Source organism: Bradyrhizobium diversitatis (assembly GCF_016031635.1).
Classification (GTDB): Bacteria; Pseudomonadota; Alphaproteobacteria; order Rhizobiales; family Xanthobacteraceae; genus Bradyrhizobium; species Bradyrhizobium diversitatis.
In genome coordinates this window covers 232,882-255,685 of record NZ_JACEGD010000006.1, presented here as the reverse complement: position 1 = coordinate 255,685, position 22,804 = coordinate 232,882, and the positions used below count along the sequence as shown (strand labels likewise).

Below are 22,804 nucleotides of genomic sequence, written 5' to 3'. Positions count from 1 at the left end.
TTAGGCCTTCGTGAAGGGAACCAGCGTTGCGGTGCCGTCCACCACCGTTGCGCCGGAGGGCGACAGCGTGCAGGTGACCCGGCAGACCGCCTCCTCCCCCGCAACCGAGACGATCTCAGCTTTGGCTTCGACGGACTCGCCAACGATCACCGGCGCGGCAAAATTCAGCGCGATGCTGCCGATCCGCCGCGTGGGACCACCAAGCTGGCTCAGGCAGGTGGTGGCGAGACCGCCAACGGCAAGCTCGAAGGCGACCATGTTCGACGCGCCGGCCTTTTTGGCGCGGACGGCATCGACATAGAGGCCGCCGAGATTACCGCTGATGCCGGTGAACATCGCCTGCTCGGCCACAGTCATGGTCTTGCGGAAGGCGAAGGCGGCGCCGGGCTTGAGAGGTGCGTGGGACATCGATCGTTTCCTAGAGCTGCAAGCCGTTCTTGATGGTGCTGCGCGCGACCAGCATGCGGTGGATTTCGGAGGTGCCGTCATAGATCCGGGTGACGCGGGCGTCGCGATACATCCGCTCCAGCGGCAGGTCCTTGCTGAAGCCCATGCCGCCGAACACCTGGATGGCACGGTCGACCACGCGGCCCTGCATCTCGGACGCCGCGACCTTGATCATCGAGACCTTGTCGCGCGCATCCTTGCCCTGATCGATGTCCCAGGCGGCATTCATCACCATCATCTTGACGCCGAAGATCTCGGTGGCGGAATCGGCGATCAGCTTCTGCACCATCTGGAAATCGCCGATCAGCTGGCCGAACTGGCGCCGTTCGCCGGCGTGCCTGCGCATCATCTCCAGCGCGCGCTGCGCCATGCCGACGGCGCGCGCGCCGATATGGGCAAGCCGGATCTGGAGCACGCTCTGCATGATCAGCTTGAAGCCGCCGCCGACCTCGCCGAGCACGGCCGTCTTCGGGATGCGGCAATCCTCGAAGCTCAGCTCGGCATGGCCATAACCCCGATGGCCCATCATCGGCTGGGTGCGCGCGACCTTGAAGCCGGGCGTGTCGCGGTCGACCAGGAAGAGCGTGATGCCGCCGCGGGCGCGCTTGTCCCTGTCAGTCAGCGCCATCAGGATGATATAGTCGGCGATGTCGCCGTCGCTAATGAAGTGTTTGGTGCCGTTGAGCACCCATTCGTCGCCATCGAGATGTGCGGTCGTGCTGATTGACGCGGCGTCGGAGCCGGCGCCCGGCTCGGTGATCGCCATGGCGCAGATCTTGTCCCCCTTTACCGTCGGCAGCAGATAACGCTCGACCTGATCGCCCTTGCAGGCCATCAGCATCGGATAGACCTGGCCGAACACGCGGCGGATCAGTGCGTCGGAGGTCTTGCCGAACTCTTCTTCGACCAGGCAATGCTCGACGCAGGACAGCCCGCCGCCGCCGACATCCGCCGGCATGTTCATGGCGTACAGGCCAAGCTTCTGCGCCTTGGCCTTCGTGACCGCCAGCGCATCGGCCGGCACTTTGGCGGTCTGCTCGACGACGTCTTCGAGCGGCTGCACCTCCGTCTCGACGAAGCGGCGGACGGTGTCGACCAGGAGGCGCGTCTCCTCGGGGAGAGAAAAATCGATCATCGCACCACTCCGACGGCCCTGCCGGCGACCATCGCGTCAATCTCCGCGGCGTCGTAGCCGATCTCGCCGAGCACCTCGCGCGTCTGTGCACCGAGCCGCTGCGGCACCAGCCGTACCTCCGGCGTCTGCCCGTCATAGCGCGCGGGATGGGCGACCATCCGGATTGGCACGCCGCCTGCGCTCTCGGCGCTTTTGAACACGCCGAGATGTTTAAGCTGAGGATCGGACTCGAGATCGCGATAATCCTGCACCGGCGCATGCCAGACCCGCGCGGCTTCAAGCGAGGGCAGCCAGTCGTACGTCGACTTCTGCTTCAGCCTGATAGCAACGATCTGCGTGATCTCCTCGCGCTTCGAGAAGCTTTCGGTGTCGGCGAATTGCTGCAACTCCTTGCTCTCAAGCGCGACCGCGAGCGCGCTCGGCGTAGCCATGGAGATCGCCATATGACCGTCCGCCGTGGCGTGGACGCCGTAAGGCCCGGGGCTGAACCACGCCGCGATACCGGCCGGACCGCGCGAGGTCGGCGATGGCGCGCCATTCAGCCACGCCGTCAGCGGCTCGACCTGGAGATCAAGGGCGGCCTGATAGAGATTGACCTCGACGAGTTGGCCCTTCCCGGTCTTGATCCGCGCGAACAGCGCCGCGAGAATGCTCATGGCGTAGAGTGAGGCGGCGTGCTGATCGACGATGACAGCGCCGACCGCCGTCGGCTCGCCGTCCGCCCGCCCGGTCCGCATCGCAAGGCCGGACATCGCCTGGAGCAGCAGATCCTGGCCGGGGCGATCCTTGTACGGCCCCTCTGAACCGAAGCCGGTCGCGACCGCATAGATCAGGGCGGGGTTGATTGCCTTCAGCGTGTCGTAGCCGAGACCGAGCTTGGCCATGGTGCCCGGCCGGAAATTCTCCATGACGACATCGGCGGTCGCGACCAGCCTCTTCACCGCGGCGACGCCGTCGGGATGCTTGAGATCGACGGCGAGGCTGCGCTTGTTGCGCCCCGTGGCCAGATGATTGACGCTATCGCCTGCGACAAAGTGGTTGGCGACCGCCCAGTTGCGCTGAAACGCACCCTCGATCGGCTCGACCGCGATGACGTCGGCGCCGAGATCGGCGAGCGTCTGTGCGGCAAGCGGCCCCGCGAGGTAATGATTGAAGCTGAGGATCTTGACGCCGTCGAGCAGGTTCATGCGTTCACACCATGCTGGCGCTCAGGCTTTCGCATTTGAGAATGCTTCGTCCATCGCGCGATGTCTTCGCATGAAGCGTAGGCTGACACTTCGATGATCGACAACATCGCCATCAATTATTTTCCGGGCGAGGTTGATAACCAAAATCTATGATGCACACTGTCGTCGCTCACCTGTGACCGGACCATCCCGATGAATCTTCGACAGCTCGAAATCCTGCGTGCCGTGATGCGCACGCGATCGACCGTCGCGGCGGCAAAGGATCTCGGCATGTCGCAGCCGGCGGTCAGCAACGCCATCAAGCACGCGGAGACCACGCTCGGCTTCCTGCTGTTCGACCGCGTCAGCAAGCGCATGATCCCGACGCAGGAGGCGCAGATCCTGCTCGCGGAGGCCGAGCCGCTGTTCCTGATGCAGGACCTGATCAGCCAGACGGCGGCGCATCTGCGCGCCGGCCGCAAGGGACGGATGCGGATCATCGCGACATCCGAATTGTCGGAATCGCTGCTGCCGCAAGTTGTCGCTCGCTTCGGCCGCGACCATTGCGGCGTCGAAATTTCGCTTGAGACGCAGCGGCTCGACGACCTTCTGGAATATGTCGAGACCGGTGTCGTCGATGTCGGCTTCGCCATGGAGCCGCATCCGCGTCCGACGCTGGACTATTTGCCGCTGGCCCAGCTCGACATGGTCTGCGCCTGCCCGGCTGATAGCCCGCTGACGCAATTGAACTTCGTCAGTCCGACCGATCTGCGCGATATGCCTCTGATCAACGCCCGCACCTCGAGCCGCATCAGCAGCCTGATCCAGGAGGCGTTTCGCCGCAGCGCCGTCAACTTCGCTCCCGCCATTGAGGTGCGCTTCATGAATGTCGCGGGACATTTCGTCGAAGAAGGGCTCGGGGTGACCATCATGGACGAGCTGACGGCGTCCTCGACGCGCTATAGCCGCCTCAGGAGCATACCGTTCAAACCGAAGACCGAGGTCACCGTATCTGCCGTCGTGCCGGCCGGCCGCATGCAGCAACGGCTGACGCAATCCCTGATCAGGCACGCGCGCGAGGAGATCGCGGCCCGGATTGCAGTGGCGCGGCAGTGAGGCCTTCATGCGCTCGCCCGCTTTGATGCATCCGGCCAGGTCAGACCGAAGCGCCCGACCAACGCCAGCGCGGCAGCATCCTGTGCTGCGGGAAGTGGCAGTCGCGGCGGGCGCGGATGGCCCGCTGCAAAGCCCATATGACTGAGCAGCGCCTTGCTGCCGGCGACGTAGGCCTGGCCGCCGACGAACTCGATCACCGGCAGGTATTTGAGATAGAGCTCGCGCGCTTCCTTGATCGCGCCGTGGTCGGCGACGAGGCTGAAGATGCGGGCCATCTCCGCCGGAACCACGTTGGAGGCCACGGCCACCCAGCCCTGCGCGCCCTCGACGAAGGATTCGAAGCCGAGGATGCCGCCGAACACCGTCATCCTGTCGCCGCAGAGGCGGATGACGTCGCGCACGCGCGTCACCTCCAGCGTCGACTCCTTGATATAGAGGCAGTTGTCGATCTCGGCGATGCGCGCCACAAGTGGCGGCTTGAGATCGACATTGGCGGTCGCGGGATTGTTGTAGACCATGATCGGCAGCGCGATGGCATCGGCCACCGTTTTGTAGTGATGCACCAGCTCATCGTCGGTCGGCGTCGAATAGAACGGCGGAATGATCATGACGCCGTCCGCGCCCAGTTTTTCGGCACGGCGGCTGAGACGCACGACCTCGCGCGTATCCTCCGCGCCGGTACCGATCAGCACCGGCACGCGGCCCGCGGCCTGGCGAATGACGACCTCGGCAACCAGCGCCTTCTCGTCATCGTCCATAGACAGGAACTCCCCGGTCGAGCCGAGCGGGATCAGCCCGTGAATGCCCTGCGCGATCTGCCAGTCGACGAAGGCGCGCAAGGCCGCAACATCGACCTCGCCCCCCGCCGTGAACGGGGTGATCATGACGGTGTAGGTGCCGCGAAACGTCTTCATCGAGGTACTGCCGGGCGCTCGGGTGACTTCAGACGGCGGGCGGTGCCTGCGGAATATCCGCAATGACTACGCAATCGTTTGCATAAATGGCTCGGCATTGGGCAACACCATCCATTTTTTGAGCTTGATCCGCGTAGGATATGCTCCTAGCGTTTCTGCAATCGTTTGCAGTGTATCGGCGGGTTTGATGAGCGTCACGCTCAAAGATGTGGCACAAGCGGCCCGTGTTTCAGTCAGCACTGCGTCCCGGGCGCTGACGGGAACCGGCCTGACCAGCGAACGCACGCAGCAGCGCCTGTTGCTCATCGCGCGCGAGCTCGGCTACCGGCCGAACCCGATCGCGCGGGGCCTCAAGACCGGACAGTCGCGCCTCGTGGCGCTCCTCGTCCACAATCTCACCAACGCCTCGTTCCAGGTAATGGCCGAAGTGGTGCAGGCGCGCCTGAAGGCGCTGGGTTATCAGATGCTTCTGTGCATCGGCGGCGACGATCCGCAGCAGGAGAGCGACACCCTCACCACGCTGGTCGACCACCGCATCGACGGGCTGATCGTGGTCCCGACCGGCAAGAACGGCGCGCAGCTCAAGGCGCTGGCGAAGGACATACCGATCGTCTGCCTGGTGCGGCGCGATGACGCGACCGATCTCGAGACCGTGCTCGCGGACGATCCGCAAGGCGCTTATCTGGGTACGCGTCATCTGATCGAGCTCGGGCACAAGCGCATCGGGCTGATCGTCGGCCGTCAGGACACCACGTCGGGCCGCGAACGCTTGTCCGGCTATGTCCGCGCGCTACGCGAAGCCGGCATCGCAAGGGACGACACGTTGATTCATGCCGGCCACTACGTGCCCGAGACCGGCGTGACCTGCTGCCGCAAGCTCCTCGACCTCCCCCGCCCGCCGAGCGCGATCTTCGTTGCTAATCACGAGGCGACGCTCGGCGTGTTGCGCGTCACGGCGGAACGGAACATCACCATTCCCGATGATCTCTCGCTGCTCTGTTATGAGGACATGCCGTGGTTCGAATGGCATCGTCCGGCCATCAGCATCGTCGACAATGGCGCGCGGGATCTTGCCAATCTCGCCGTCGACCGACTGCTGCATCGCATGGACGCCAAGGGTAATGGCAATGACGGTGTCCGCGAATATCGCGTCGGCGCCCGGCTGATCAAGCGCGACTCCTGCCGCCACTTCGACGCCACGGCTCCTGCGAAATCCGGCAAGTCCAAATCGTCTTCATCCAAATCATCTGCTGCCAAGTCCGCGAAGGTCTGATCGATGCCCTATGTCGAAGTGCTCGCCCCGCAAGCTCCGGTCCAGCGCAAGGCCGCTCTGGCGCGCTCGGTGACGGACGGCCTAATGTCGGCGTTCGGTGTCACGGCCGACACGGTCACACTCTATTTCCTGAACATTGCGCCGGACGACTACGCCCATGCCGGCAGGTTTGGCGCGGAGGCCACCGGCCAGCGCATCCTGCTCAAGGTCCACGCCTTCCGCCGCAGCGAGGCCGAGCGCCGCGCCGCCGCCATCGCGCTGACCCGTGGCGTGTGCAGCGCCTATGGCGTGTCGGGCGACGACGTCGCGGTGTATTTCTGCGATCGCGACCGCAGCGAAGTCTCCCACGATTCCAAGCTCGCCAGCGACTGACGGAGCACGCCATGGACCGCTTCTATAGCCAAGACCAGAAGGCCCTGCGCGGGACCGCCCGCCGCTTCGCGGAGGCAGAAATCCTGCCGCGCGCCGCGGCGATCGATCGCGAGGACCGCTTCGACCGCGCGCTCTACAAGGGCATGGCCGATCTCGGCCTGTTTGGCATCTGCCTGCGCGAAGGCGCCGGCGGCGCCGGTCTCGATGCGGTCGCGGCCTGCATCGCCATGGAGGAGCTGGCGCGCTGCTCCGGCGCGGTCGCCAACGCCTTTGCGATCCCGGTCGAGGCCGTGCTGTTCTTCGATCATCACGGCACCGAGGCGCACAAGGCGCTGATCCCGCAGATTCTGAGCGGCGACATCATTCCCGCGACCGCCGTCTCCGAGCCGGACCACGGCTCCGACGTAGCTAGCATCCGCACCAACGCGGTGCGCGAAGGCAATGGCTGGCGGCTCAACGGCACCAAGGCCTGGGTGACGCTCGGCGGCGTCGCCGATCACATCATGGTGTTCGCGCGCACCGGCGCAGATGCGGGCCATCGCGCCATCTCCTGTCTTCTCGTCGACGGCGCCCTGCCAGGCATCGCGCGCGGCAAGAACGAGGAGCTGCTCGGCATGCACGGCCTCGACGACTGCCAGATCACCTTCTCCGACGTGCGCCTGCCAGCCGACAGCGTGATGGGACCGGAGAACCAGGCCTTCAAGATGGCCATGAGAAACTTCAACTTCAGCCGGCTGATGATGGCCTCGATGGCGCTCGGCATGGCGCAGGCTGCGTTCGAGGACGCGACCGCCTATGCCAGGGACCGCAAGCAGTTCGGCCAGGCCATCATCGGCTTCCAGGCGGTGCAGTTCATGCTCGCGGACATGTCGACCGACATCGCCGCCGCGCGCCTGCTGATCCACCATGCCGCGCGTCTGCACGATGCCGGCGAGCCGATCGCCAAGGAGGCGGCACAGGCAAAGCTGTTCACCACCGACATGGCGATGAAACACGTCTCCAACGCGCTGCAGATCCACGGCGGCAACGGCTATTCGCGCGAGTATCGGATCGAGCGCATCTTCCGCGACGTCCGCCTCGCCCAGATCTACGAGGGCACCAACCAGATCCAGCGGCTGATCATCGCCCGCCAGGTCGAGAAGGAGGCCGCGTGAGGGCATGCTGAGCATCATCACTGCGGCAGAGGCCGCCGGTCTCATCCGCGACTCTGACACGCTGATCGTCGGCGGCAATGGCGGCACCGGCGCTGCCGAAGCCATTCTCGACGCACTGGAGCAGCGTTTCCTCGGCGGTCACGGCCCGCACAATCTGACGCTGATCAACATCACCGGCGTCGGCGCCGTGACCGAGAAGGGCCTCTGCCATCTCGCCCATGAAGGCCTGATCGCGCGCGTGATCGGCGGCAACTTCGGGCTCCAGGTGCCGTTCATGCGCCTCGTCCGCGACGAGCTGATCGACGCCTACAATTTCCCGCAAGGCGTGATGAGCCAGCTCTGCCGTGCCATGGCCGCGAAGCATCCGGGCGTGCTCACCCATGTCGGCCTCAACACCTACATGGACCCGCGCCAGGATGGCGGGCGCATGAACAAGCGCACCACCGCGCCGCTGGTCGACCTGCTCGAGCTACACGGCCAGTCCTGGCTGCTGTACCGCGTCCCAGCCCCGCCCGACGTCGCCATCATCCGCGGGACCTCGGCCGACGAGGACGGCTATATCAGCATGGAGCACGAGGGCACGACGCGCGAGGATCTGTCGATCGCGCAGGCCGTGCACAATGCCGGCGGCACCGTGATCTGCCAGGTCAAGCGCATCGTGAAGCGCGGCTCGATTCATCCGCAGATGGTCAAGATCCCCGGTTTCCTGATCGACCATGTCGTGCTCGAGCCCGAGCAGATGCAGACTTACGGCACCACCTATGACCCCGCGCGCTGCGGCGAGACGCGGGTTCCAGAGGCGATGATCACGCCCGATCCGCTCACGGAGCGGCGGGTGATCGCCCGCCGCGCCGCCTTCGAATTGCGCCCGCGCGACGTCGTCAATCTCGGCGTCGGCATTTCCGCGATGATCCCCAATGTCGCGGCCGAGGAAGGCATCTCCGACCTGATCACGCTGACGGTGGAATCCGGCGTGGTCGGCGGCGTGCCGGGTCATGCCCGCGAATTCGGCACTGCGATCAATCCGCGCGTCATTCTCGACCAGGCCTATCAGTTCGACTTCTATGACGGCGGCGGCCTCTCCTGCGCCTTCCTCTCCTTCGCCGAGGTGGACGAGGCGGGCAACGTCAACGTTACGCGCTTCGGCGAGCGCCGCGACGGCTCCGGCGGCTTCATCGACATCACCCAGAATGCCAAGCGGCTGATCTTCAGCGGCACCATGACCGGCGGCAAGTTCGACATCGGTGTCGAGAACGGCCGCCTCGCGATCCGGCGCGACGGCGCTTTCCGCAAGTTCGTCCCACAAGTCGGCCAGATCAGCTTCAGCGCTTCCCTCGCCGCGCAGCGCGGCCAGCATGTCAGCTACATCACCGAGCGCGCCGTGTTCGAGCTGGAGAGCGGCCACGTGACGCTGACCGAGATCGCGCCCGGCGTGCGGCTGGAGCCGGACATCCTCGCCCATATGGGCTTTCGCCCACGCATCAGCCCGCAACTGAAAGACATGGACCCGCGCATCTTCCGCTCCGGCCCGATGGGAATCGCGCAGAGTTTCAAGGCCCTCCCCGCGCGGCCGCGCAAGGTTGCCTGAGGGATCAGCATGGACACGAGCGCCCCGATCAATCTCCGCTACGAGGACATCGCGCTGGGCGCGGAGTTCGAGACCGCCGTGCACACCGTGACGGAGGCCGACATCGCAGTCTTCGCCGACGTCACGCGCGATCATCATCCGCTCCATGTCGATGGCGCCTATGCGCGCTCCCGCGGCTTTCCCGCGGTGATTGGCCATGGCCTGTTCGGCCTGTCGCTGATGGAAGGACTGAAGTCGGAGCTGAAGCTGTACGAGGAGACCTCGGTCGCCTCGCTAGGCTGGGACGAGGTCAAATTCAAGGGTCCCATCGTCGCTGGCGATAGCTTGCGGGTGCGCTTCCGATTCGTCGAGAAGCGGCCGACCAAAAACCCCGCGCGCGGCATCGTCGTCGAGACGCTCGACCTCCTCAATCAGCGCGACGAGGTGGTGACCGCGGCGCGCCACATCTCGCTGATCCTGACCCGGCAAGTCGATGCTGAGGCGGCCACATGACGAGACAATGAAGAAGACTTCGGACCGGAGAACGGCTCCTCTGCCATCCACGATTTGATCGGAGTATTCAGATGCGATTTCCCAAAATCTTCTCCGGCCTCGTTGTTCTGGCCGGCCTGACGCAGGCCGCCGGTGCCCAGACCTGCACGCCGAAGGTTCCGGCGTCGAGCTTGATCGAGGCGCCGAAATGGCAGATGTCGATTAACCCGACGCTGCCGCCGCAGCAATTCGTCGACGACAAGGGCGAACTACAGGGCCTCAACGTCGAGCTCGCCCGCGAGATCGCCAAGCGCATCTGCGTCGAGGCGGTGTTCCTGCGCATGGACTTCCCGCCGATGATCCCGGCGCTGCGCTCGGGGCGGTTCGATGCCATCAACACCGGCCTGTTCTGGACCGAGGAGCGCTCGAAGATGCTCTACCTCGTGCCTTATGCGCAGCAGGCGATCAGCATCTACACCGATCCCTCCTCCAGCCTGAAGCTCGAAAAGTTCGAGGATCTCGCCGGCCGCGTCGTCGGCGTGGAATCGGCGACCTACACCGAGCGCAAAGCGCGCGAGTTCAGCATCGCGATGGAGGCCAAGGGCCTCAAGCCGATCGAGCTGCGCACCTTCACCACCGTCACCGCCACCTCTGCGGCACTGCGCGCCGGGCAGCTCGAGGCCGCGCTCAACATCAACGAGACCGCCAACTCGCTCGAGCAGAAGGGCATCGCAAAGATCTGGGTCCGCGACATCGCCGGCACAGACATTACGTTTGCCTTTCGCGACAAGCAGCTCGCGCAGGCCGCCGCCGATGCCCTCACTGCGATCCGCGCCGACGGCACCTATGACAAGCTGTTCGACAAGTTCGGCATGACCAAACTGAAGGCCACGACGTTCGCCATTCGCGGCGACGGGCCGACCAATTAACAAGCTTGCGCTGCCTCATGTGTGGCCGCGCATATAAGATCGACCCTATCAACAACTGCCGTTGATGGGAGAACAGCACCCGCCCGCTATACTCGTTGGTCGCGGGGAACGCGACCAGCCAATACCCTAGGAACGATTTGATCTCGGATCGATCAGCACGACCATGCGATTAAGTGGCAATTGAGTGACAATTTTCATCTTCGAGAACTGAGGTTGCTCGTCAGCACTCGCACTAGTCTGCGGTCATCCTCGAAAACTCTGCCTTGCACTCGCACCACTGAAGGCCGACCCCGTCCGCTTCAGAAGGCTTGCTCCTCGTTGGCTGTCGAAAGATTTTTCTTGCTCTCTCGGTGCACACGTCGTGCACACACCACCCTCTAAGTATTTGAATAGCTTAACTCTCGTTCCAATCCATCATGGGCGCTACGGAAAAGCGCCACCTTTCGCAACCTCTGCTTTCGTTGATTTTTCCACCATAAACCGTTGAACACGTTGCGCAAAGCGTTGCGTATCGTTGTGACCTTGCCTGCATCGCCGAGGATTTCCCGCCTGCTGGTATCCACCGACTCGAGCAGCGCGACATTGGCACCCGCCTCAGCGAGATGGAGCGCGGCCGACAGGCCAGTATATCCGCCGCCGACGATGGCCGTGTCGACCTTGATCGAGCCGTTCAGTCCGGCGATGTCAGGCGCCGGTGGTGCGGTCAATTCCCAGAGACCGCGGGATCTGGCGTTGCCTAGCATCGGCTCCGACGTCCTCTTTTGCGTCCGCCCGCGGGTCGGGTTGTCCGAGGCGCGTTTGCACAACGCTGCGACGCCTCTTCGTTCACGAGCACCTCTATGACAGCTTCGTGCCGCGGCTGAAGAAGGTCTATGCCTCCGTCTCCGTCGGCAATCCGCTCGCCCAGGGCGTCAAGTTCGACTTCGATTGAACGGAAATCGCCGTGAACACGTCACTGCAGACATCATCGCATTTCCGGCCGGCCTCCCGCCTCTCGTCGATCGGGATATCCAGCGATTTTACTGAGCTGCTTCGCGCGATCGCTCTTGTACCAAGGTGGTTACCGAGGAGAGACAACGACGACTACCCTTCCGCACGGAAGAGCGTTGGAACGCAAAACGGCAGATCACGCTATCGAGACTCTCGTTGACGTCGCGCACGCGATGCCCGTGAAAGGCCATCCACTTCTCGATCCGGCGTACGCCCGTGCGTCCCAGCCCCGGCTGTGCAAGGAGTTCGGCTCTGGTATGGAGCGACGCAATTTCGAGGAGATAGTTCATGCGCGTCGACGGCTCCCTGCCGATCAACGCCGCAAGTGGGCTGTAGACCAATATGACTGCGATCCGCTCCGGCAAATGACTCTGGCTTTGCTTGAGAGCGAAGGCTTTCCTCACGGTCAGTTCCACCCGAACCTACAAACATTCCAAAGATCGTTCTAAGAACATCTCTAGCAGAGCCGTCCGGCGTTGTCCCCGGTGCACACCCCCTGGTTGATATCGATTAGACAAGTTCTAGATCGAGGCCGTTCCAAGTCAATTATCGGAACACGCCAGATTGCGTCGTGCGGACATCGCGAATTGGGCCGCGACCTCAGCTTGAGCCGTGCCAGAAGCAACCCTCAGGGCCGCAGACGTAGGTTTTGCGGTCTCACCGCACCATTAATCGTCGATGCGGGATCCCCGCCGGCCGTGCCTGTCGTGCCGGATTCGCCTGGTCCGGCACGGCAATTGGCGTGTTTATCACAGCGAGCTAAGCAATGAGCTCCCGGCGCGATATGGTCGAAAGCAGTGACTCCGCAATCTCCTGGGAACGCACGGCAAGAACCGAAAGCAGCGTATCGCTCAGGCCGTGGGAGGACTCCGAATAGCCCTGGAGGTGAATCTGCGGCCGGAACGCCGGGCTGGTCACGAGCCGGTAGTTGCGATCCAGCGCCGCATCGCGAATGTAGCGGCGGATCGGTTCGAGAAACCCGTGCGGCGTATCCCTGTCGTATCCCGTCGCCAGAACGACCACGTCGTAAGTCGAACGACGGTTTTCGCCGCGAAACTTGTCGATCACGCCGATCTCGATGCCGTCCGGTCCCGCATCCACATTGGTAATCTCACTGCGGGGACGCAACACGACCCTTGCGTCGCCACCGACGCGCTGCTGGTAAAGCAGCCGATACAGCCGGTCCAGCAGGTCGGAATCGACGACGGCATAGTTGGTGTTCCGGAAGTTGCGGACGATCGCATCCCGCCGCTCGGCAGGCTGCGCGTAGACGAAGTCCGTATAGTCCGGGTTGAAGATCTCATTGACGAAGGGACTGCTGTCGGACGGCTTGAGAGCGTGGCCGCGGAAGATCAGATCGATGTGCGCTTCGGGACATCGGCCATGAAGATCGACCGTTACCTCCGTCGCGCTCTGCCCGCCACCGACGACGGCCACGCGCACGGCCCGGCCGCGCGGGACAACGCGCTCGATCAGGTCGAGATAGCGGCTGGAATGCAGCAGCCTGCGATCGTCGGCAGCCTTGGCAAACACCTGCGGAACATAGGGCTGGCCTCCTACCGCGACCACGAGATTTCGCGCCAGCCGCACGGTCTCTCCGCCGGCGAGCGAGCGCGAATGCACCCGCAACGACGTCACCGTCTGCCCGGCCGTCACCGGCTCGACGGCGACGATGGTCTCGCCGTAAGCGGCCTGCGACTTGAAATGGCTCGCCACCCACTGCAGGTAATCATTGAACTCGACCCGGCTCGGATGGAACGTCCGGCAGTTGATGAACTCCAGCAAGCGGCCGCGCTTGTGCAGATAGTTCACAAAGGTGAAGGGGCTGGTCGGATCGCGCAAGGAGACAAGATCCTTGAGAAACGATATCTGCATGTCGCTGCCTGGAAGCAGCATGCCGCCATGCCAGGTGAAATGCGGCTGCTTCTCCACGAACAGCGGCGTGCATTTTTGCCGAGACCGCTTCGCGCATTCGTCCAATGCGATCGCAAGCGCGAGGTTGGAGGGCCCGAATCCAACGCCGATGACGTCGTGCTCGACCGCAAGTTGATGAGACATGAAGCTGCGCTCCGCTCGAGCTCTAGGATGGGACCGCCGGGCCGGCGGCTGCCGGAAGCCAGAGCCGATCGCCGAAGAAGCGCTCGCGTAACAACACCACTAGGGTCGCGCGCTTATGGGGAAAGTCGAAATTCTTGATCTTCGCGAACCCCGAGCGCTCGAGATTGCGAAGCTGCTGGGAGTGCGCCGCCGCCGGCTCCCCGACGATCCGCTGCGTACGGCAATCGTCAAGGAACATGTAGTGCATCAGTGACGGCAGCCACGCGCTGATATAACGACCGCCGCGAAAAGCGTCCTCGCCCACGACCACGTGCCATCCCCGGTCATAGTCATCGGCATCATAGAACGGCGCGATGCGATTTTCCTTGGCCCAGTAAAGTTCGAAATAGCCAAACGGCTCATCACCGAAGCAGCCGATCAACGGCAGCATATGGGGATCAGCCAGGTTACCGGCCAGATATCGCCGATGCCTGTCGAGATCGCCCGCCTCGTTCCAGAACGCATCGACGCGGGGGTCATTCATCCAGCGATGCAACAAATGGAGATCATTCTCGAGATCGGCCACGCGAAACGAGATGACCTCCGACAGCCAGGGAATGAAACGGCCGTACACCTTTCCCGTCGGCTTGGCGGCGCGGCGCGGGTGGCGCTTGCCGTCCGTCATGACGTGGAGTTGCGGCAATGGCGGTCGCCCGGGGTTGACCAGCCAGTTGTCCCGCCGCTGCATGACCAGTTCGGGCAGCAGCACCAGCTGCCCCTCGGACATGATGGCGAGACCACTCTCCGTCAGCTCTCGTGCAAGCGGCGCTCTTCCAGCGAAGTCCAGAACGAGCCGATCGGCGCCAGGTCGCCAGGCAAACAGCGCCTCGGCGGACGCCGACACCGCCCGTGCCGCAACCTCGCGGTCGTCCGAGGCATTCAGGATCTCGACGTGATCGACGCGCTCGCGCAGGCGCAGGTCCAATGCGGTCACATCGGCAGCGACGACGCGAAGGCGATCGCCCTCCTGGAAAACGGTCTGAGCGGAATATGGGCCGACCGGGAACGCACGAGGTCCGGTCCCGGAATCCGAAGCCTTGTTCATCCGGCCCTCGCATCTCGATCATCGCTGACGCGTGGTGTAGATCACTCGCCTACAGGCTGACAAGGAATGCGCGCACACGCAGATTAGATTCTCTACAAATCTGACGGCCTGTCGCAAAACGGGATCGCATCCTGTCGTTTGCGTGCGACAAATAGCACCAGCGGCTCGCTACAATATGTCTAAAGCGGCGCATCGGTTGGAACTGCAGAAGCCCCAGCGACGTTGCTGGCCCTTGCCTCACTTGCGACGATCTTGCCGTCGCGCAGCCGCACCAGATGATCCGCAATCCCGAAATAGCGATCATCGTGTGAAATCACGATGATGGTCTTTCCGAGACGCTTCAGATCAGGCAGCAGCTCCGTGTAGAAGATGTGCCGGAAGGCCGGATCCTGATCCGCGGCCCACTCGTCGAACACGAGAACGGGTCTTTCCTCCAGCCACGCATTCATCAGGGCCAATCGCTTGCGCTGTCCGGTCGACAGGTCCGTCGTCGTGAACACGCCGTTCTCGACGGAGACCTTGTGCGCGACCTCTAACCGCTGGAGGTAGCGCTCCGCGACATCGGGAACCAGGCCCTCTCCACGTATGAGATCCTCGAACAGATAGTAGTCAGAAAAGATGGTCGTGAAGAGCTGGCGGTAATCGTCCCGCGTCTCCGTAAGGACGGGCGAGCCGTCGCGAAGCACCGTGCCGCCATGAGGAGCATATAGGCCCAGCAACAGCTTGATGAGAGTCGTCTTTCCGCTTCCATTCTGCCCCACGATGAAAACGATCTCTCCCTGCCGGACAACCAGATCAACCGGCCCAAGGACGAAGGGGGCACTGCCCGGCACAGCGCGAAAGGCATAGGTTACGCCGCGGAGCTCGATCGATTCGATTGTCGTCTTGCTTGGCGGAGCAGAAGCACTGGCCAGAAGATTATGCTCGGGGGTCGAGAACTGCTCCGAGAGTTCCGCAATGCGCCGCATCGCGACCTGGGCGCGGCCAAGCGCCGGCAGGATACCGATGACCTGATCAATGGGTCCGCGCATGTAGAGCAGGACCAGCACGAAGCCACTGGACACCGCGGCAGGGCTGTCGGGCCAAAGGAACGGACGCAAGGTCAGCGCCACGCCGATCACGACAAAAAACAGCATCGTGCCGAACGCCCGCGCCGTCACGAACAGATTGATCGACCTGATCTGCACCGAGCTGATCCGGTCGACGGTCTGCTGGAGTTGCTCGGCATAGACGCGCCAACGGCGGACGCGATTGAGACGCAGCTCCTTGGCGCCCTCGGCGATCGCGCGATACTGCTTGTGCAGCTGATCCTCCGCATTGCGCGCCACGTTGAAGCCGTGGACGCCTCTGGTTCTTGCATAGCCATGCGCCAGCGACCCCAGAACGATGACGGCTCCCGTGATCAGGAACAACGGCCACGACAGCACCGCCAGGTAAACCATGCAGCCGAGCGCGATCACGAGCGAGACGAAAAAGGACGAAAAGAAGAACGCGAAATCGCTGATCGTGTCGACGTCCTGCGTGAGGACCGGGATCAGGCGATGGGTCCGGTAGATTTCGAGCTGATCGATGGGCGCGGCCAGGATTTTGGCGGCCAGCGACTTGCGAAGCTCGGCGATGATCCGCTGTCCGACATAATTGGCGCTGACATCGGCGCCGATGGACCCGATCAGAATCAGGAGGCACAGGCCGGCAAACGCCAGCAGCAGCGTGATGACGTCGGCCTGCGTGGCATAGAGCCCGTGATTGACGACCGCGAGCAACGCCGCGACGCTGGCGCCGCCAACCAGACCCAGAACGATGCCGCCGAGCACGAGCGGCCAGTAAGGCCGCAGGAGGTGCAGAATCTGCGCCATCAGGCCGCTTCGTGAGTTCATGATGAGAGCCGCGCTGGAGAAGACCTGAAGCGAACCTATACGGTCCGTCACGATCAGAACAAGCCGTGCCGATGTGATGCGAATACATGATGGCAGCACCGCTCTTCCAGCGCTTATTTCGTCGGCTCTTTCGATGGATTCTAATTTGGGATCCCCGATGCCTTTAATATGATGCGGGTAGTACCGCTTTTGCAGCGCAGCCGGCGAGCGAGCAGGATTTTGATCCGGCGCCGTGCCGGGCTGCGACATCCGGACATCGAAGCACTTGAAGGCCAGCATCGGACAGGCCCGATGGAGAATGACTTTGGACCCGCTTATCTCCGAAACCCGCATCGTGCTTCCCGATGCCGCCGGCCTCGCTGCGCGGATGATCGATCATCTGGCCGAGCATGACATCGCTTTCGAGGACCGCGGCGGCCTCATGGTGGCGACATTGCCGTTCGGAACCAGTTCCCTCGCCGTCGAGGCCGAAGTGCTCAAGATCCGCGTCGAGGCCGACGACAAGGGCAATCTGGAGATGCTGCGCGCGGTCGTCGCCTCGCATGTGATCGAATTCGCGGGCGACATTGCCCCGACCATCGTTTGGTCCGGTCATGAGTCCAACGGCGGCACGCTGGCCAACTTCCGCGAGGTGCGGCTGAAGGCCGCGATCACCCTGACGCCGCACATGCGGCGGCTGACCTTCACCGGCGAAGACATCGCCCGTTTCGTGAACGACGACGAGTTGCACGTGCGGCTGTACTTCCCGCCCGAAGGCCTCGCCAAGCCAGAATGGCCGTGGCCGGCGCCGGACGGACGTATCCTTTGGCCGGAGCCCGACCGCAGGCCCGTGACCCGCTACTACACGATCCGCCGCATCGACTTGAAGACCCGCGAGATCGATATCGATTTCGTGATTCATGATCATGCCGGACCGGGCTCGGCCTTCGCCGTCAACGCAAAGGCCGGCGCAGTCTGCGGCATGGCCGGTCCGCTCGGCCGCGGCATTCGTCCGGCACGCTGGTTGCTTCTCGTGGGCGACGAAACCGCCCTCCCCGCCATCGCGCGAATTCTCGAGACGCTGCCGGCAACGGCAACGGGTGAGGCCTTCATCGAGGTTGCCGATCGAAGCGAGGAAGTTCCGCTGGTCGCGCCGAGCGGCGTAGCGATCCGCTGGCTGCATCGCGCGGGCCGTCCCGCCGGAACGACGCAGCTCCTGGTCGACGCCGTCAAGGCCGTGCAATGGCCCGACCATGGTGAGGTCTTCGCCTGGGTCGCGTGTGAGGCGCAGGCGCTGAAGACCCTGCGAAACCATTTGCGCGACGAGCAAAGGCTCTCCCGCGATCAGCATCTGGCCGTCGCCTATTGGAGCCTGCGCCAACCATGACTTTCCAAAACGCGCAGACGGACAAAAGCACGCTCGCCGCGCCGACCAGCACCACGCAGGCCTTACAAAATGTACCCACCTCGTTGTTCGAGCTCGACCAGGTCGGCTTCGCGGTGGCTGGGCGCGCGCTGCTCGAACCACTCACCTTGTCCCTTCCCGCGCGCAGCGTCGTCGGACTGATCGGGCATAACGGCTCCGGCAAGTCGACCTTGCTGAAATTGTTGTCGCGCCAGCAGCCGAGCACGTCAGGAACGATTCTTTTCGAAGGCCGCGCACTGCGCGCCTGGAGCGATCGGGACTATGCCCGCAAGGTCGCCTACCTGCCGCAGCAGACGCCGCCCGCCGCCGGCATGCTGGTCAAGGAGCTGGTCGCACTCGGCCGCTATCCCTGGCACGGCGCGCTCGGCCGGTTCAGCGAGATCGACCGCAAGAAGGTCGAAAGCGCCATGGCGTTGACCCATATCGAGCCATTTGCGGACCGCCTGGTCGATACGTTGTCCGGCGGCGAGCGCCAGCGGGCCTGGATCGGCATGCTGGTGGCGCAGGATGCCGAGTGCCTGTTGCTCGACGAGCCGACCTCGGCGCTGGACATCGCCCATCAGATCGAGGTGCTGTCGCTGGTCAGGCAGCTCGCCCGCGAGCGCAATCTCGGCGTGGTCGTCGTGCTTCACGACGTCAACATGGCCGCCCGCTTCTGCGACGAGATCATCGCGCTCCACTCCGGGAAGCTGATTGCCCGCGGCAGGCCGGAAAAGATCATGACGCCCGCCGAGCTCGAAACCATCTACGGCATCCCGATGGGCGTGATGCCGTCGCCGGATCACGGCCATCTCATCAGCTTCGCGCGGTAAGCGGCATCGCTTGGGCCGCAGTCATCGCCGCTGCGGCCGCAGCAGCCAGATGAGGTAGGGTCCGGCAAGCATCATGGCGAAGATACCGGCGGGCATCTGGAACGGAAAGATCACCATGCGTCCGGCCCAATCCGCCGTGACCATCAGGATCGCCCCGATCAACGCGGCCAGCGCCGCCTGATGCAACGCGCGCTGCGCGCCCATCATTCGCGCCATGTGCGGAGCAATGAATCCAACCAGACTCAGAAGGCCCACCATCAGCGTCGCCGTCGCGGTCAACAATGCCGTGAGCAGCATGATGATGATGCGGCTTCTCGCCAGCGAGATGCCGACCGAACGCGCGGCCGTCGCTCCGAGCGGCAGGATGTCGAGCCAGCGCGACAGCAGCGGCACCATGATCAGCAGAACGAGCGCCGCCGCAGCGAGGACCGCGGCCTCGGCCGGACCGATCTGGTAAAGCGACCCGGTCAGCAATGACAGCAGCGTACCGATCCGCGGATCGCCCGTCGCCAGCGCCATGGCGATGATCGCGCCGAACGCCGCGCTCATGGCGACCCCGGCCAGGAGCACGCGCTCCGGACTGAACTCGGACCGCCGGCTGAACAGCAACACCAGCGCCAGCACGATGAAGGCGCCGATGCCAGCTGCCGCAATCTGCGCCAGCCGCGTGTGCGCGGGAAAGAGATAGAGCAGAACGATCACGCCCATCGCCGCGCCATAGCTGATGCCCATGACCTCCGGCGCGGCCATCGGATTGCCGGTCATCCGCTGCAGCAGCGTGCCGGCGACCGCCAGCGTCGCGCCCGCGGCCAGCGCCGACACCATGCGCGGCCCGCGCCACGGCCAGAACTCCTGCAAGCCGGACGGACCGCTCCAGTGCCAGCCGTCCGAGCCGACCCCCAGCGCGAGTGCGATCCAGACCACGAGCAGCAGCAAGACAAGAGCGAACAGGATCACGCGCCAGGGGTGATCGAGACGCTGCGGAGCGGATGGCGTCAGATTTCCCATCGGCATGGTAGCCCGCAGCCGCGGCAGCAGCAGGAGCAACATCGGCGCGCCGATCAGGGCCGTCACCGCGCCGGCCGGCATTTCGCGATAGCCGGGCGGAATCAACAGCACGAGCTGATCCGTCAGCCACAGCAGCAGGGCGCCGCAAAGAGGCGCCCAGATCAGCCGGTCGCGAAAGCGACGCGCGCCCGACAGCATGACGATGGCCGGCGCGGACAAGCCGACGAATCCCATGACGCCGACCACGCTGACGACCGAAGCGCTGAGCGCGATCGCAATGACGAGCGCGAAGATCCGCGCTCGCGTCAATCCAAGGCCCAGATTGCGCGCGGTCTCGTCGTCGAAACCGAGCAGGGTCAGCGGACGAACCATCACCGCGATCAGGACGACCGATATCAGGAGCCGCGGCGCCAGGAACGTCACGTTGCTCCAGTCCTGCTGATTGAGGAAGCCCGCCCCCCAGATGAACAGCCCGATCAGATATTCGTGGTTGAGCAGTACCAGCGCCTGGGTGGTCACGGCGCAGTAATAACTGACGATCAATCCGGCGAGCACCAGGACGACGGGCGACAGCGCACGCTTCCAGGTCAGCCCGAACACGCACAGGAACGCAGCGAACCCGCCGCACAGCGCAATCCACTCGCGGCCGAAGGCGAGCAGCGACGGCGCCCATAGGGTCGTCACGGCCAGCGCAAGATAGGCGCCGTTCAGGACGCCGATGGTGCTCGGCTCCGCAAGCGGATTGCGCAACACCTGCTGAGAGACCGTGCCGGCAAGACCGAGAGCCGCGCCGGCCAGCAACGCCACCGCAATGCGCGGAAACACGGTGTAGTGCACGAGCATCTGCTGGGGATCGGTGACCTCAGGCCGCCACAACACCGGCAGCCAGGCGCCGGCGGGCAGATATCCGGACAGGTTGCGCCAAGTCAGCGCGGCCGCGGCTGCCAGCAGCAAGCCGATCAGCACCGCCGGATGCATCTCCAGGCCGGATCGGGCCGGCAGTGCCTCAACCTTGCTCATGGCTTTCCCGCGGCAGACGTTCGGCGAGAAGGCGGGCAAAACGTTCGGCCGCCGGCACGCCGCCATAGAAGAACTGATTACCCAGGACCGTCAGCCGGTGCGATCGAAGTGACGGCAGGGTGTGAAGCACAGGGCTCGCCTTCAGCAGCGCCTCGACATCCGTGACCCGCGAGGTCATCAAGACCAGCCGCGCGTCCGGAACCGCGGCGAGCACTTCGAGCCCAACACTGGTATAGCCCCATGGGCCGCTCTGTCCGGTCCAGGCATTCCTCAATCCGCACTGATCGAGCACCTCCTGATAGAGGCTGTTCGGACCGAACACGAGCGCGCGGTTGCGCGCGATCTCGCTGACGAGATAGAGCGGCTTGCCGCCGCGACCCCGGAGCCGCTCACGATAGCCGGCCATGGCGACGTCGAAACGGGCGAAATAGGCTTCGCACGCCGACTGCACCTCGAGGCGTTTGGCAAGCTCCAGCGTCGAACGACGCGCCGTGTCGAGAGGATGCCCGCCGGGTCTGAAGATCGTGAACGTCTCGACCGGCGCGATCAGCTTGAGCCGCGGTATGGCGGCTGCAATGCTGGGATCGATGATGATGATGTCGGGCGCGAAGCTCTGCAGCAGTTCGAGATTTGGCTCCGAACGCAGACCGATCTCCTGAACGGCGGACGGGACAGCCGGCTCGACGACCAGCCGGCCATAGCGCTCGATCTCCGGAATCACCAGCGGCACGACACCAAGCGCCAGTATCGTCTGGGCACAGGCCCAGCCGAGCGCAGCGACCCGGAGGCCGGATTGCGATCCGGCGGTTTGAGCAAACGCCATGGGCCATCTACCCGCAAGGGCCGTGCCTCCGATCGCCGCGCCCGCGCCGAGGAGCGCACGGCGGGACAGCCTATGGTCTGGAATAGACGTGCTCATGGGATCCATTCAGGCGTCTCTCGCAGAGGGGCCGCGAGAGATGATGATCATGACATACTCTCGTTCACGCCGCATTGCCATATCAGGCCGCCTTTTCGCCAGCGGCGAGAAAGGCCTTGGCGAGCGCCCGCCCGATGGTGGCCCTCGCCTGCAAGGCATCGGCCACGATATTCCCCATGCGCAGGAATTCATGGATCATGCCGGGATAAACGTGCAGATCGACGGGAACGCCGGCCGCGGCTAACCGCGCCGCATAATTGCGCCCCTCGTCCACCAAGGGATCGAACTCGGCGAGGACGATGCAAGCGGGAGCGAGGCCCGACAAATCATCCGCTGCGAGCGGCGCGAAACGCCAATCGTCGCGATCCGACTCATCGCGGAGATATTGCCGGAAGAACCAATCGACAGTGCTACGCTCCAGGAGATGGCCGGTACCGTAGCGCTCGTAGGATGCGGAGGTTTGTCGGGAGCTGAGACCGGGATAAGCGAGAACCTGGAGCACCGGCTGCGGAAGGCCCGTCTTTGTCCTCGCTTCGATCGCGAGCGCGGCGGCAAGCGTTCCGCCGGCACTGTCGCCGCCGACGGCAATGCGGTGCGGATCGAGCCCGATCGCGCGGCCTTCCCGACCGATCCAGGCCAACGCATCGACTGCATCCTCGAAGGCCGTCGGAAACTTGTGCTCCGGCGCGAGCCTGTAGCCGACCGAGAGCACCGCCGCACCGCTGTCCATGGCGAGGCCGCGGCACAATGGCTGATGCGAATCGAGGCTGCCGACGACGAAGCCGCCGCCGTGCATGTAAAGAAGAACCGGACTGGGGGTACGCTCGCTCGGCTGCGCGCTCGCATAGAGCCGCGCCTCGATCGTCGCGCCATCCCGAGCCGGCAGCGACAAACCCCGCTCGTAGGCCGACGCCGGCGGATCGACATCAAGCAGCGGTGAGGACGCATCGAAATCGGCTCGCGCCTGCGCGGCGGTCAATTGCAGAAACGGAGTTCGCGCGCCGCTTTCGGTGCCGGCCTGCACCATCTCGAGCAATGCTGCGATATCTGGATCAAGACTCAAGGG

At 64.2% G+C, this 22,804-nt stretch carries 21 protein-coding genes and 1 pseudogene; 10 read left to right on the top strand and 12 right to left on the bottom strand.

Annotated features, from left to right (window positions below):
* From H1B27_RS07775 to H1B27_RS07765, 3 genes are read right to left on the bottom strand one after another with little or no spacing between them, the layout of a single operon-like run.
* Positions 1-408: a MaoC/PaaZ C-terminal domain-containing protein gene (locus H1B27_RS07775; RefSeq protein WP_197965575.1), complete on the bottom strand. Its 408-nt coding sequence runs from the start codon at positions 406-408 to the stop codon at positions 1-3.
* 10 nt (positions 409-418) lie between these two features.
* Positions 419-1,582 carry an acyl-CoA dehydrogenase family protein gene (locus H1B27_RS07770; protein ID WP_061882206.1) on the bottom strand — a complete coding sequence of 388 codons (1,164 nt, stop codon included), beginning with the start codon at positions 1,580-1,582 and terminating at the stop codon, positions 419-421.
* Positions 1,579-2,769 (bottom strand): CaiB/BaiF CoA transferase family protein, encoded by a 1,191-nt coding sequence (locus H1B27_RS07765; protein WP_197965574.1) that lies wholly within the window; start codon positions 2,767-2,769, stop codon positions 1,579-1,581. Before H1B27_RS07765 ends, H1B27_RS07770 begins: the two co-directional genes overlap by 4 nt.
* A 192-nt stretch (positions 2,770-2,961) precedes the next feature.
* On the opposite strand from H1B27_RS07765, the gene H1B27_RS07760 reads away from it, so the two are divergent.
* On the top strand, positions 2,962-3,864 hold the full coding sequence (locus tag H1B27_RS07760) for a LysR family transcriptional regulator (RefSeq protein WP_197965573.1): 903 nt from the start codon (positions 2,962-2,964) through the stop codon (positions 3,862-3,864).
* A gap of 5 nt (positions 3,865-3,869) precedes the next feature.
* Here the strand turns inward: H1B27_RS07760 and dapA are convergent, their stop codons facing one another.
* On the bottom strand, positions 3,870-4,778 hold the full coding sequence (dapA, locus tag H1B27_RS07755; protein ID WP_197965572.1) for a 4-hydroxy-tetrahydrodipicolinate synthase: 909 nt from the start codon (positions 4,776-4,778) through the stop codon (positions 3,870-3,872).
* A gap of 187 nt (positions 4,779-4,965) precedes the next feature.
* Between dapA and H1B27_RS07750 the strand changes: the two genes are divergently transcribed.
* From H1B27_RS07750 to H1B27_RS07725, 6 genes are all read left to right on the top strand, one after another.
* Positions 4,966-6,051 (top strand): LacI family DNA-binding transcriptional regulator, encoded by a 1,086-nt coding sequence (locus H1B27_RS07750; RefSeq protein ID WP_197965571.1) that lies wholly within the window; start codon positions 4,966-4,968, stop codon positions 6,049-6,051.
* A gap of 3 nt (positions 6,052-6,054) precedes the next feature.
* Entirely contained in the window at positions 6,055-6,423 is a 369-nt protein-coding gene (locus H1B27_RS07745; RefSeq protein ID WP_197965570.1) for a tautomerase family protein, read from the top strand.
* A gap of 11 nt (positions 6,424-6,434) precedes the next feature.
* Positions 6,435-7,577 (top strand): acyl-CoA dehydrogenase family protein, encoded by a 1,143-nt coding sequence (locus H1B27_RS07740; RefSeq protein WP_197965569.1) that lies wholly within the window; start codon positions 6,435-6,437, stop codon positions 7,575-7,577.
* A gap of 4 nt (positions 7,578-7,581) precedes the next feature.
* Positions 7,582-9,165 (top strand): acyl CoA:acetate/3-ketoacid CoA transferase, encoded by a 1,584-nt coding sequence (locus H1B27_RS07735; RefSeq protein WP_197965568.1) that lies wholly within the window; start codon positions 7,582-7,584, stop codon positions 9,163-9,165.
* 9 nt (positions 9,166-9,174) lie between these two features.
* Positions 9,175-9,657: a MaoC family dehydratase gene (locus H1B27_RS07730; protein ID WP_061882198.1), complete on the top strand. Its 483-nt coding sequence runs from the start codon at positions 9,175-9,177 to the stop codon at positions 9,655-9,657.
* A 71-nt stretch (positions 9,658-9,728) separates the two neighbouring features.
* Positions 9,729-10,565, top strand: a complete 837-nt coding sequence (locus H1B27_RS07725) for a transporter substrate-binding domain-containing protein (protein WP_197965567.1) — start codon at positions 9,729-9,731, stop codon at positions 10,563-10,565.
* A gap of 377 nt (positions 10,566-10,942) precedes the next feature.
* Here the strand turns inward: H1B27_RS07725 and H1B27_RS07720 are convergent, their stop codons facing one another.
* The gene (locus H1B27_RS07720) at positions 10,943-11,308 is read right to left on the bottom strand and encodes an FAD-dependent oxidoreductase (RefSeq protein ID WP_246515247.1); all 366 of its coding nucleotides are present in this window, start codon (positions 11,306-11,308) and stop codon (positions 10,943-10,945) included.
* A 56-nt stretch (positions 11,309-11,364) separates the two neighbouring features.
* On the opposite strand from H1B27_RS07720, the pseudogene H1B27_RS07715 reads away from it, so the two are divergent.
* Positions 11,365-11,475 (top strand): annotated as a pseudogene (locus tag H1B27_RS07715) (aldehyde dehydrogenase family protein); the annotation flags it as partial.
* Positions 11,476-11,584: 109 nt separating this feature from the next.
* Here the strand turns inward: H1B27_RS07715 and H1B27_RS07710 are convergent.
* From H1B27_RS07710 to H1B27_RS07695, 4 genes are all read right to left on the bottom strand, one after another.
* Positions 11,585-11,959: a hypothetical protein gene (locus H1B27_RS07710; protein ID WP_063816713.1), complete on the bottom strand. Its 375-nt coding sequence runs from the start codon at positions 11,957-11,959 to the stop codon at positions 11,585-11,587.
* Positions 11,960-12,314: 355 nt separating this feature from the next.
* Positions 12,315-13,613: a lysine N(6)-hydroxylase/L-ornithine N(5)-oxygenase family protein gene (locus H1B27_RS07705; protein WP_197965565.1), complete on the bottom strand. Its 1,299-nt coding sequence runs from the start codon at positions 13,611-13,613 to the stop codon at positions 12,315-12,317.
* Between the two features lie 22 nt (positions 13,614-13,635).
* Positions 13,636-14,697 carry a GNAT family N-acetyltransferase gene (locus H1B27_RS07700; protein ID WP_197965564.1) on the bottom strand — a complete coding sequence of 354 codons (1,062 nt, stop codon included), beginning with the start codon at positions 14,695-14,697 and terminating at the stop codon, positions 13,636-13,638.
* 179 nt (positions 14,698-14,876) lie between these two features.
* On the bottom strand, positions 14,877-16,574 hold the full coding sequence (locus tag H1B27_RS07695) for a cyclic peptide export ABC transporter (RefSeq protein WP_210343253.1): 1,698 nt from the start codon (positions 16,572-16,574) through the stop codon (positions 14,877-14,879).
* A gap of 304 nt (positions 16,575-16,878) precedes the next feature.
* Here H1B27_RS07695 and H1B27_RS07690 point away from each other — a divergent pair, with 304 nt between their 5' ends.
* Both H1B27_RS07690 and H1B27_RS07685 read left to right on the top strand, forming a co-directional pair.
* A complete protein-coding gene (locus H1B27_RS07690) occupies positions 16,879-17,940 on the top strand; it encodes a siderophore-interacting protein (protein ID WP_061882191.1) in 1,062 nt (353 codons plus the stop codon).
* Positions 17,937-18,791, top strand: coding sequence for an ATP-binding cassette domain-containing protein (locus H1B27_RS07685; protein WP_197965563.1), 855 nt, complete (start codon positions 17,937-17,939; stop codon positions 18,789-18,791). Before H1B27_RS07690 ends, H1B27_RS07685 begins: the two co-directional genes overlap by 4 nt.
* Before the next feature lie 21 nt (positions 18,792-18,812).
* On the opposite strand, the gene fhuB is transcribed toward H1B27_RS07685, so the two are convergent.
* From fhuB to H1B27_RS07670, 3 genes are all read right to left on the bottom strand, one after another.
* On the bottom strand, positions 18,813-20,819 hold the full coding sequence (fhuB, locus tag H1B27_RS07680; RefSeq protein ID WP_197965562.1) for a Fe(3+)-hydroxamate ABC transporter permease FhuB: 2,007 nt from the start codon (positions 20,817-20,819) through the stop codon (positions 18,813-18,815).
* Entirely contained in the window at positions 20,806-21,642 is an 837-nt protein-coding gene (locus tag H1B27_RS07675; protein ID WP_197965561.1) for an ABC transporter substrate-binding protein, read from the bottom strand. Before H1B27_RS07675 ends, fhuB begins: the two co-directional genes overlap by 14 nt.
* 178 nt (positions 21,643-21,820) lie before the next feature.
* The gene (locus H1B27_RS07670) at positions 21,821-22,801 is read right to left on the bottom strand and encodes an alpha/beta hydrolase (RefSeq protein ID WP_197965560.1); all 981 of its coding nucleotides are present in this window, start codon (positions 22,799-22,801) and stop codon (positions 21,821-21,823) included.
* Positions 22,802-22,804 lie beyond the last annotated feature (3 nt).

Coding starts and splice junctions, on each gene's coding strand:
- H1B27_RS07775 (WP_197965575.1), bottom strand. CDS start 408: ATGTCCCACGCACCTCTCAAGCCCGGCGCCGCCTTCGCCTTCCGCAAG.
- H1B27_RS07770 (WP_061882206.1), bottom strand. CDS start 1,582: ATGATCGATTTTTCTCTCCCCGAGGAGACGCGCCTCCTGGTCGACACC.
- H1B27_RS07765 (WP_197965574.1), bottom strand. CDS start 2,769: ATGAACCTGCTCGACGGCGTCAAGATCCTCAGCTTCAATCATTACCTC.
- H1B27_RS07760 (WP_197965573.1), top strand. CDS start 2,962: ATGAATCTTCGACAGCTCGAAATCCTGCGTGCCGTGATGCGCACGCGA.
- dapA (WP_197965572.1), bottom strand. CDS start 4,778: ATGAAGACGTTTCGCGGCACCTACACCGTCATGATCACCCCGTTCACG.
- H1B27_RS07750 (WP_197965571.1), top strand. CDS start 4,966: ATGAGCGTCACGCTCAAAGATGTGGCACAAGCGGCCCGTGTTTCAGTC.
- H1B27_RS07745 (WP_197965570.1), top strand. CDS start 6,055: ATGCCCTATGTCGAAGTGCTCGCCCCGCAAGCTCCGGTCCAGCGCAAG.
- H1B27_RS07740 (WP_197965569.1), top strand. CDS start 6,435: ATGGACCGCTTCTATAGCCAAGACCAGAAGGCCCTGCGCGGGACCGCC.
- H1B27_RS07735 (WP_197965568.1), top strand. CDS start 7,582: ATGCTGAGCATCATCACTGCGGCAGAGGCCGCCGGTCTCATCCGCGAC.
- H1B27_RS07730 (WP_061882198.1), top strand. CDS start 9,175: ATGGACACGAGCGCCCCGATCAATCTCCGCTACGAGGACATCGCGCTG.
- H1B27_RS07725 (WP_197965567.1), top strand. CDS start 9,729: ATGCGATTTCCCAAAATCTTCTCCGGCCTCGTTGTTCTGGCCGGCCTG.
- H1B27_RS07720 (WP_246515247.1), bottom strand. CDS start 11,308: ATGCTAGGCAACGCCAGATCCCGCGGTCTCTGGGAATTGACCGCACCA.
- H1B27_RS07705 (WP_197965565.1), bottom strand. CDS start 13,613: ATGTCTCATCAACTTGCGGTCGAGCACGACGTCATCGGCGTTGGATTC.
- H1B27_RS07700 (WP_197965564.1), bottom strand. CDS start 14,697: ATGAACAAGGCTTCGGATTCCGGGACCGGACCTCGTGCGTTCCCGGTC.
- H1B27_RS07695 (WP_210343253.1), bottom strand. CDS start 16,574: ATGAACTCACGAAGCGGCCTGATGGCGCAGATTCTGCACCTCCTGCGG.
- H1B27_RS07685 (WP_197965563.1), top strand. CDS start 17,937: ATGACTTTCCAAAACGCGCAGACGGACAAAAGCACGCTCGCCGCGCCG.
- fhuB (WP_197965562.1), bottom strand. CDS start 20,819: ATGAGCAAGGTTGAGGCACTGCCGGCCCGATCCGGCCTGGAGATGCAT.
- H1B27_RS07675 (WP_197965561.1), bottom strand. CDS start 21,642: ATGGCGTTTGCTCAAACCGCCGGATCGCAATCCGGCCTCCGGGTCGCT.